This is a genomic window from Streptomyces sp. NPDC054932 (assembly GCF_053610205.1).
Genome location: NZ_JBSGXU010000262.1, coordinates 1 through 9,175, shown reverse-complemented (window position 1 = coordinate 9,175; position 9,175 = coordinate 1). Strand labels below are relative to the sequence as shown.

The 9,175-nt window shown below is 70.8% G+C and carries 8 protein-coding genes and 2 pseudogenes; 3 read left to right on the top strand and 7 right to left on the bottom strand.

Features of this window, described 5'->3' with window-relative positions; all coding sequences use genetic code 11:
* A pseudogene (locus ACWGE1_RS37905) lies at nucleotides 1–306 on the bottom strand (DUF4232 domain-containing protein); the annotation flags it as partial.
* Between the two features lie 194 nt (nucleotides 307–500).
* Here ACWGE1_RS37905 and ACWGE1_RS37900 point away from each other — a divergent pair.
* Both ACWGE1_RS37900 and ACWGE1_RS37895 read left to right on the top strand, forming a co-directional pair.
* Nucleotides 501–665, top strand: coding sequence for a hypothetical protein (locus ACWGE1_RS37900; protein WP_453425018.1), 165 nt, complete (start codon nucleotides 501–503; stop codon nucleotides 663–665).
* A 206-nt stretch (nucleotides 666–871) separates the two neighbouring features.
* Nucleotides 872–1,300, top strand: a complete 429-nt coding sequence (locus ACWGE1_RS37895; protein ID WP_453425017.1) for an NUDIX domain-containing protein — start codon at nucleotides 872–874, stop codon at nucleotides 1,298–1,300.
* Nucleotides 1,301–1,647: 347 nt separating this feature from the next.
* Here the strand turns inward: ACWGE1_RS37895 and secD are convergent, their stop codons facing one another.
* The 3 genes from secD to ACWGE1_RS37880 all read right to left on the bottom strand — a co-directional run bounded on the left by secD (nucleotide 1,648) and on the right by ACWGE1_RS37880 (nucleotide 5,592).
* Complete coding sequence (gene secD / locus ACWGE1_RS37890; protein WP_453425016.1) at nucleotides 1,648–3,996, bottom strand: protein translocase subunit SecD; 2,349 nt, start codon at nucleotides 3,994–3,996, stop codon at nucleotides 1,648–1,650.
* A 99-nt stretch (nucleotides 3,997–4,095) separates the two neighbouring features.
* Nucleotides 4,096–4,470, bottom strand: a complete 375-nt coding sequence (locus tag ACWGE1_RS37885; RefSeq protein ID WP_453425015.1) for a hypothetical protein — start codon at nucleotides 4,468–4,470, stop codon at nucleotides 4,096–4,098.
* 345 nt (nucleotides 4,471–4,815) lie between these two features.
* Nucleotides 4,816–5,592, bottom strand: a complete 777-nt coding sequence (locus tag ACWGE1_RS37880; RefSeq protein WP_453425014.1) for a MerR family transcriptional regulator — start codon at nucleotides 5,590–5,592, stop codon at nucleotides 4,816–4,818.
* A 293-nt stretch (nucleotides 5,593–5,885) separates the two neighbouring features.
* On the opposite strand from ACWGE1_RS37880, the gene ACWGE1_RS37875 reads away from it, so the two are divergent.
* A complete protein-coding gene (locus tag ACWGE1_RS37875) occupies nucleotides 5,886–7,112 on the top strand; it encodes a serine hydrolase domain-containing protein (protein ID WP_453425013.1) in 1,227 nt (408 codons plus the stop codon).
* A gap of 88 nt (nucleotides 7,113–7,200) precedes the next feature.
* Here ACWGE1_RS37875 and ACWGE1_RS37870 read toward each other — a convergent pair.
* The 3 genes and pseudogenes from ACWGE1_RS37870 to ACWGE1_RS37860 all read right to left on the bottom strand — a co-directional run.
* Nucleotides 7,201–7,416: pseudogene (locus ACWGE1_RS37870) on the bottom strand (Tn3 family transposase); the annotation flags it as partial.
* Nucleotides 7,417–7,530: 114 nt separating this feature from the next.
* On the bottom strand, nucleotides 7,531–7,659 hold the full coding sequence (locus ACWGE1_RS37865; RefSeq protein WP_453425012.1) for a hypothetical protein: 129 nt from the start codon (nucleotides 7,657–7,659) through the stop codon (nucleotides 7,531–7,533).
* A 570-nt stretch (nucleotides 7,660–8,229) separates the two neighbouring features.
* Nucleotides 8,230–9,175 (bottom strand): hypothetical protein (locus ACWGE1_RS37860; protein WP_453425011.1); only part of this gene is annotated, 946 nt, incomplete at its 5' end.

Genomic DNA, 9,175 nt, shown 5'->3' with positions numbered 1-9,175 from the left:
GGTGTAGGCATAGGCGTCCTCGGTGGTCGCGTAGGTGCCGCCCGTCGCCTTCCCGTTGCCGTCGGGGCCCGTCGGCGTCGGGCCGGCGCCGCCCGCCGGATCACCGGTGCCGCTCGGACCGGCCGCCGTCGGAGTCGCCGACGCCGTACCGGAAGCAGCCGGGGTGCCGGAAGCCGCCGACGTGCCCGTGCCGGCCGTTGGCGCCTTGAGATCCCCGTCCGTGCCGCCGCCCCCGCAGCCGGTCAGTGCCAGGACGAACCCGACGGCGGTGGCTAGGGCCGCGGCACGGCTTGGGTGAATGCGCATGGTGTCCCCGTTTCTTACGTTCGGACGGAAGCTGCCCGAACGGCAAACAATATGATCTACGCGGTCCGGTGGGCGGGGAGCGACACCGTACGCCCGAAGCCCCCGGGCGACCGACGACCACCGAACCGACCGTCGGACCAATCACCGTACCGACCTCCGCACCACCCACCCACCGGGCAAAGCGACTTCGGGACATGGTGCTCGACCGGTACGGCGACTGCGTCGTCATCTTCGACGCCGACCGCGACCAGGTCCCTGTCTTCACTGCACACGGGACATGGGTCGGCCTGGCGGACAACCCCGACGCCATCACCACGCTCATCGACATCCACGAGCGCGTGAACGGCGGCGGTGCCTGATGGCCGCCACCACCGCGCACGCCCGCACCGTCCTGGAGGAGTTCCCCGCCGGAGGCGCTCGTGTGGCTGCTGGCCGGCCGACGAATTCGCAGCCGCCCAGCGAGCCCAGGGCACCGACGCCCGGGTCGTCATGGACCTCAGCAGCGACCAATTCCTCGTGGTCACCGACACCACCGCCCACTGGCCCACCCAACCGAGAGGTGAACATGACCGAGACCGAGACCGAGATGTTCGAGACCATCCGCTACACCGCCGACGTGGTGGTCCTGACGCCCCGCGGCGACGTGCTGCTGATCGAACGCGGATGGCCACCGCACGACGGCGCCTGGGCCCTGCCCGGCGGCCACGTCGACCCCGGCGAGACGAGCCTCGCGGCCGCGGCCCGGGAGCTGGCTGAAGAGACCGGCGTCCACGTCACTGCTGACAGGCTGCGCCCGATCGGCGTCTGGGACTCCCCCGACCGCGACCCGCGTGGCCGGTACGTCACCGTCGCGTACGCGGTTGTCGTCCCCGCCGACACCCGGATCAGCGCCGGGGACGACGCCCGCACCGCCCGCTGGTGGCCCCTGGACAACCTGCCGGAGCGGCTGGCGTTCGACCACGCCGACATCCTTCGCGCGGCCGCTGTCTCCTGAGACACCACCACGAGGCACCCAAGCGCCGCGCCCCGACCGCAAGGCCAGGGCGCGGCGCTTCCTCCGCGTACGCCCTCACGGCGCTCATGCGTGCTCGTGTCGCTGCAGGACGCGTTACGGCGCCTGGAGATCTGGGTGCTGGGGGCGGGCCGGTGGCAGAACCCGGAGGACGATCTGCCAGCGGACTTCGGCGCCGCAGGTCGGCGTCGGCGAGGGTGAGTGGGCGCTCAGCAGTCCCTCTCCCGACCGGGGCTCCACGGAGCGTGGCCGCGGTTGTCGGAGCTCCGTGGAGGCCCGGTCGGCGTGTGATGGAGGCTGCCCTCGGCCTCAGGACCGTCCTCGCGGGCTCAGACGACCGCCCCCGTCCCCCTTTCCTTCTTCCTCCGCGTCTCCAACGGGTTGTACCCGTCAGGGACTTCCTTCGCGGCGCGGCGGCCCGGTGCCAGTGGTGGTGGCGGGTTTCGGTGTTCCAGGGCGATCGCGATCGGGACCGCGGTGAAGATGGTCGAGGCGATGCCGACCAGGACGCCCGCGATCAGCGCCACGGAGAAGTCCGCCAGCGAGTCGCCGCCCAGTACCGCCAGTGCGGTCAGGATGAACAGGGCTCCCATGCCCGTGTTCACCGTGCGCGGGAGTGTCTGGACCACCGCGTGGTTGGCCGTTTTCTCGAGGTTGCCTCGTGGGTCTCGGCGGCGTGCTTCGCGGACGCGGTCGAAGACGACCACCGTGTCGTTCACGGAGTAGCCGATCACCGTGAGCAGCGCCGCCAGGAAGACGCTGTCCACCGGCCTGCCCAGCCAGGCGAACAGGCCCACCACGAGGAGGACGTCGTGGACCATCGCAGAGACTGCCGCAGCCGCCAGGGTCCAACGGAACCGCACGCTGAGGTAGATCAGCTGGGCGGCCACCGCGATGCCCAGGGCCAGGAGCGCCTTGTGGCGCAGTTCGCTGCCGAGGCTCGGGCCGATCTGTTCGTCACGCTCCACCGTGACGGTTCCGCCGGGCTTCTCCAGGGCCGCCTTGACGCGCTGCTGTTCGTCGTCGGTGAGCTTCTCCGTGCGTACGGTGATGTCGCCGTCGCCGGACTCCTGCACCACCGCGCGCGGGAACCCCGCGTCGGACACGGCGTTCCGGGCCGTGTCAGCGTCGACGGACCTGCTGGTGCTGTACTCGACGAGGCGGCCGCCGGTGAACTCCACGCCGAAGTCCAGGCCGCGGATGAAGATTCCTGCGACGGCCACCGCCACCAGGAGTGCGCTCGCGCCGAGCCAGCGGCGACGGTGGCGGACCAGGTCCGGGTTGCGGCGGGACAGCCATGTGCGGACCCGGCCCGTCGAGGCGATGCCCGTCAGGCCGGGGCGCTTGCGTACGAAGCCGCGGGCGACGGCGAAGTCCGCGAGCGCGCGGGTGATCACGAGCGCCGTGAGCATCGATGCCAGGACGCCGATGCACAGGGTGACCCCGAAGCCCTTGACCGGGCCCGTGGCGAAGAAGAACAGCAATCCCGCGGCGAGCAGCGTCGTCACGTTCGAGTCGATCACCGCGCTCCATGCCTTCGCGAAGCCGGTCTTCACCGGCTTCGCCAAGTCCTTGGAACGGACGCCCAGGTACTCCTCCCTGGCCCGTTCGAAGACCAGGACGTTCGCGTCCACCGCCATGCCGATCGCCAGGACGAACCCGGCGAGCCCCGGCAGTGTGAGCGTCGCGCCGAGCGCCACCAGAGCGGCGTACGAGATGAGGCCGTACAGCGCGAGGGCCAAGGCGGCGAGCGCGCCGAGGAGCCGGTAGACGACGGTGATGAACAGTGCGGTCAGGGCGATGCCGATGAGCGCGGCCTTGGTGCTCGCCTCGATTGCGTCGGCGCCGAGCGTCGGGCCGACCGTGCGCTGCTCCACGACGTCGAGGGGCACCGGCAGCGCGCCGCCCTTCACGAGCGCCGCCAGGTCGCGCGCCTCGGCCCGGCCGAAGTCGCCGCTGATCTGCGTGGAGCCGCCGGTGATACCGGTCCCGCACACCACGTCCGCGTTGACGCCGGGCGCCGAGATGATCTTGTTGTCGAGGGTGATGACGACGCGGCGTTCCGGAGCGCCCTGAGGCGCGCAGGCCGCGTCCGAGGTGATCTTCGCCCAGGTGTCGCCCGCGCTCTTGCGGAAGTCGAGGGAGACCATCCAGCCGCCCAGCGACTGCTGGTCCAGGACCGCCTCGGCGTCCTTGACCCCCTCGCCGGTGAGGGCGGTGGGGCCCAGCTTCAGGTGGTTGCCCGGCTGGTCCGGGTCGGGCAGGGTGCGCGATCCGTCGGCCCCGGGCTCCGCGGAGCCCTTGTCGGCCGTCGCCCCCGTCACCGGGTGGACCGTGAGCTGTGCGGTGCGACCGATGACCTCGGCGGCCTTGCCTGGGTCCTGCACTCCGGGCAGTTCGACGATGATCCGTTTCTCGCCGGAGCGGGCGATGCCGGGTTCGGAGACGCCCAGGGCGTCGACGCGCTGCCTGAGGACCTCCAGAGCGCGGTCGGTGGATGCGGCATCGGCCTTGACGGTGGGTGAGTCCCGGGTCTCCAGGACGATCTGGGTGCCGCCACGCAGATCGAGGCCGAGGCGGGCGGATTGGGTAAGGGCGATGTAGAGGGACAGCGCGACGGCCGCCAGCGCGACGACCGCCCTCCACAAGGGTGGGCGGGACAAGGGTGCGCGAGACATGCGTACTCCACAATGAGGGCAGGACGGAGGGACGCGTGACCGGCCCCGCGCGCTGTGCGCCGGGTCACAAGGGTCAGGCGTCGATGACGGTCTGCGTGCTCATCGGTGGGGCGGGCCGCGCGGGGCGGCGGACTCGGCCGGCCTGCGCGGTGGCGCGAGTACGGTGGCGGGGTGCGCGTCGGGCCCGCCCAGGGCGCGGCGCGGGGCCGTGTCGACGGCCGTACGCGCCGGACCCGCAGGCTGCGGGCCCGGGATGTGGGCGTCAGGTCGGTGCGTGACCGCGACCTGCGCCGGGACGTCGTCCGGTCCTGCCCCTTGTCCGGCGTGCCCCGCCACCGTGTGGTGGGCGAGCGGCCTGTAGGCGGGCATGGGCATGCCCTGCGCCCCGGCCACCGGGACGAACAGCGCGAGGACGGTGACGACGAGGGTCAGCGCGGACGCGGCCAGGCGCGCGGAGCGGCTCTGTTGCGGCACGCGTCCCCCCATCCCTTCGGTGTCGTCGGGTGCGCACGGCGTGGCCCCGCCCTGCTCAACGTATGGGGCGCCCCAGTCCGTTCCGTGTTCCTCGGCAGTTCTTCGGAAGCCGAAGAACTCCAGCAACAGCGCGAACGATCAAGTCCTCCGACTCCCACTCCTGCCGCACTCCGCGCTCCCTCCGGTCTTCGTGACCCGGCCAACGTCGCCGAGCGGCTCCTCAAGACCGGAAAGATCGAAAACCCGCACAAGCCCACCCCGGATTTGCTACAGAGAGCTACTTGTCACTTCGTGGCAGCTTTGGCGTTCTGGGTGCAACACGCAGGGCAACCGGTACGGCGGCCGTCACTGACTCGGAACGGCGATGCCGGCTGCGCGCAGGTGCGCCTCGACCAGCGTGTTCAACCGGGCGATGGACGGTGATTGGTCTTCCCGGTGGTGGTTGACCATTCCGTACCGGGAGGCGGCGTCGGACTGGTTCCGAAACCCGGTCGGCATCGCGAGCAGCGCGCGGTTGGTCAGTAGCTTGTCGGCCAGGGCGGACGCCAGCTCCTCGATCCGCGGGTCGTCCGGATCCCAGGCCCTCGCATCCCAACCGCGCTTGGTCAGCTCGACGGACTCGGGATCGTCAAGCGAGTGTTCGAGCCGGGTCAGGAAGCTGTCGAAGATCTCCGGGACCAGCGCCCGGGCCAGTACCAGAGCCTCCCGTTGACCGGCCACGTAGTCGGGGCCGAAGCCGAGTTCGGCGAGTCGGTCCAGGACCGCGCAGGCCCGGTCGGGCAGCAGGGCCCGGTCGCCGTGGTCGAGACGGTGCAGCCTGTCGCGGCGCGCGATCAGGTCGTCGATCCGTTCGGTGAGCTGGTGATGGACGCCGTCCAGGGTGGCGGCGAACGTCTTGGGATCGGCGTCGAGCAGTTCGCCGATCTCGGCCAGCGGCACGCCGGCCGCAGCCAGGGTCCGGACCTGGACCAGCCGGAACAGCTCGCCCGATCGGTATCGGCGGTAGCCGGAACCGTCGCGTTCCGGCTCGGCGACCAGGCCGAGCCGGTGATAGTGCCGCACGGTCTTGATCGTGACACCAACGAACGCCGCCGCCTGACCGATCGTGAGCCCGTCTGCCATCGGGTCGGCGCACCTCCGGATCGTGGGCGGCTGCGGTCTCGCGAACCGCGTCGGCCGGGAAGTCCGGACGAGCACCGGAGCGAGGATAGCGCGCACCAGTTCCGGTCCACCTCTCCCTGCCGCCGAGGAGGAGGACCGGGACGCCTGCGATCGGTGCCGGTCACCCCTTGATCGCGACAGGGGGTTGACCTTGACCTTGGGTCAAGGCTGCAGGCTCTTCACATGGCCGCTCGAAGGGCCGGGCAGCCACCAGGGCCGCCCTGGGAACCAACACTGTGAACAGGAAATTCATCATGGGAACAAGCAACAGCGGCTTCTCCGACGCAGGGCTGCACCGACTGCGCGAGGTGCTGGCGCGGCATGTCGAGTCCAAGAAGATTCCCGGCCTTGTCGCCCTGGTCAGCCGCGGCGGCCAGACGCACGTCGAAGCCATGGGGACGATGCGTCATGACGGTGGCTTGCCGATGCGCCGGGACACGATCTTCCGGATGGCGTCCACGTCCAAACCGGTCACGATGGCCGCGGCGATGGTCCTGCTCGACGAGTGTCGACTGCGGCTGGACGATCCGGTGGATCAGTGGCTGCCCGAACTTGCCGACCGGCAGGTGTTGAAGCGGCCCGACGGACCGCTGGACGACACCGTGCCGGCGCTGCGGCCGATCACCGTACGGGACCTGCTGACCTCCACGTTCGGGCTTGGAGTGGACTTCGAGTCGATGGCTTCCCCGATCAGGGCCGCGACCTTCGAGCGTCTCGACTACAGCGTGGCATCCGGGCCGGCGCCGGAGCCGGACGAGTGGATGCGCCGCCTCGGCGAGCTGCCGCTGCAGTACCAGCCCGGAGTGCGGTGGCAGTACGACCTCAGCAACGAGGTAGTCGGTGTGCTTGTCTCCAGGGTCACGGGACAGTCGTTGGAGACGTTCCTGCGCGAACGCATCCTCGACCCGCTGGGAATGCACGACACCGCCTTCCACGTGCCCGCCGACAAGACCGACCGACTCCCGCCCCTGTACGGGCCCGACCTGCAGACCGGCGAGTTCGTCGTGTGGGACGAGGCGGCAGGGGGAAGGGCCAGCGTGCCTCCCGCGTTCCAAGGCGCCGGCGGCGGGCTGGTCTCCACCGCCGACGACTACCACGCCTACTTCCAGATGCTGCTGAACCACGGGATGCACGGGAGTGAACGGATCCTGTCCCGGGCCGCCGTTGAGCTGATGACCACCAACCGCCTCTCGCCCCAGCAGCTTGCCGCCCGGGACGCCATGTTCAGCAACGTCGCCCACCTGTCGTCCGGCCAGGGGGCGAACGGCGGCTGGGGCTTCGGGATGGCGGTGCGCACCTATCGCGGCGACTACGCACCCATCGGCCAGTTCGGCTGGTTCGGCGGTACCGGCACCACCGTCTACGCCGACAGGACCAACCGGCTCACCGGAGTCCTGCTCACCCAGGTCGGACTGTCCACCCCGGATTCGCCGCGTGCCATGAACGACTTCTGGACCACGCTCTACCAGGCCATCGACTGACAACGAGCTCGACCGTTACTTTGCGGCTGGGGTAAGAGACAAGCGCCGGGGGCCGGCGCCGGGCGTCAATCCTCGTCGGTGGCGCTGGCTCACGCAGCGGACGCAGGTCTCCTGGGCAGGTCGGGGAGTTGGAAGGAGTACCGGACGAGCATGTTGATGTGGTGGCGGACGAACGGAGAGAGGCGGGCCACGTCCTCGTCGCGGACATTGAATCCGTCCTCGCGCAGCTGAGTGACGGGGCGTCCATGTACCTCGTGTTGAAGAGCACTCTGGCATCGAGAACCAGGCCGAGCGCGCCGATCTGGGATCCACCGGCTCCACGACCACGTACCGCGCGCGCCTCGTGGCAGTAGAAGGGGGCCTGTCCGGGCCCGCGAGGGCGGCGCATGATGCTCACGAGCGCAGTCTCGCAGCATGCTCAGGCGAGGGCGTCACCGAGCAGCCTCCGCGGGGCACCGTCCAGGAGCCGGTGGAGCAGCTGGGCCCGGGAGTAGACCAGACCGGTCCGGTATGCGGCCGGCAGCCGGTCGCAGACGGCGGCGGCCATCGCGGGCCGAGCCCGGATCCCCGTCGCCCCGCAGGCACGCGGCGGTGTCCATGGCGACCAGCGCCCGGGTGATCACCGACGGCGAGGACGTCAGGGCCAGGGCCTCGTCCTGCGTCCGGTACGCGGCGCGGGTGTCGCCGAGCAGCTTGTAGGGGTGGACCGCGTGTTTCTGGGCCGGGTACCCGAACCAAGTGTCCGCCGACTCGGAGCCGTCCAACTGCTCGGCCCGGGTGCGGACGTCGTCCACTGCCCGGCGGGCGCCGGGAAAGTCGCCGACGGCGGCCAGGGCGCGGGCGTTGGGGTGGCGGTAAGAACCGTGTCACCGATCCTGCTGGCAATTTCGTTGCGGGTCAGCTGTGGTGGTCGCTTCGGCAAGTGCCTGGCGGCCACGTTTCAGCTCGGGCATGTGTTGTAGATGGTGTTGCGGAAGATGCCGAGCAGCTTTGCGGTCGAGGTCACGGTGTTCTCGGGGCGGGTGAGCAGGTCGCGGGCGTGACGTAATGCTCCGGCGTCATGGACGGCGGGCGGCCGAGGCGGGCGCCACGGTCCTCGACCTGAGACCCTACGCACTCACGCGCGGCCTTCTCCGCCGGACGCCTCGTCCGGCAGGACCTCCCAACGCTCCGCGATGGAGCCATCCGGCTCCCACCCGAACCGTCGCAGTCTTTCGCTCTCCTCCTCGCGGCCCGCCGCCCTCAACAGCTCCACCACCTTCCCCAGGGCAAAGGGGTCGCCCGCCCCGGCGGCGCGCTGATGCCAGGTGATCGCCTCTTCCTCCCGGCCCGTCGCCCTCACTATTCGTGCCACTTCCCCCAGCGCATCGTGGTCGCCGGCATCGACGCGGGACTGCAGCCAGGCGAGCGCCTCCTCCGCCCGGCCCGCCGCCTCCAGCATCCGAGCCGCCGCTCCCAGCGCATGGTGGTCGCCGGCATCGGCGCGGGACTGCAACCAGGCGGAAACCTCATCCCGGCCCGCCGCCTCCGGCATCCTGTCGGTCTCTTCCAGTAGCCGGACCACTTCCCCCAGGGCAAAGAAGTCACCGTCGTCTGCGCGGGACTGCAGCCAGGAGAGCGCCTCCTCCGCCCGGCCCGCCGCCTTCAGCAGCCGCACCGCGTCACTCAGGGCGAAGATGTCGCCGGCAGCGGCGGCGTGCTGGTACCAGGTGATGGCCTCTTCCTCGCGGCCCGCCGCCTGCAACAGTCGGGTGGCCATGTCCAGCGCATCGCGGTCGCCTCCGTCGGCGCGGGTCCGCAACCAGGCGAGCGCCTCCGCCTCCCCACCCACCTTCTTCAGCAGCCGCACCGCCTGCCGCATGGCGTCGTGATCGTCGAAGTAGTCGCCGGAGTCGGCTGCGCGCTGGTACCAGGTGATGGCCTCTTCCTCCCGGCCCGACTCCTCCAACAGTCGGGCCGCCACACCCAGCGCATCGCCGTCACCGCCGTCGGCGCGGGTCCGCAGCCAGGCGATGAGTTCCTCCCTCCGGCCCGCCGCTTCCAGCAGCCGCGCCGTGTCCCAC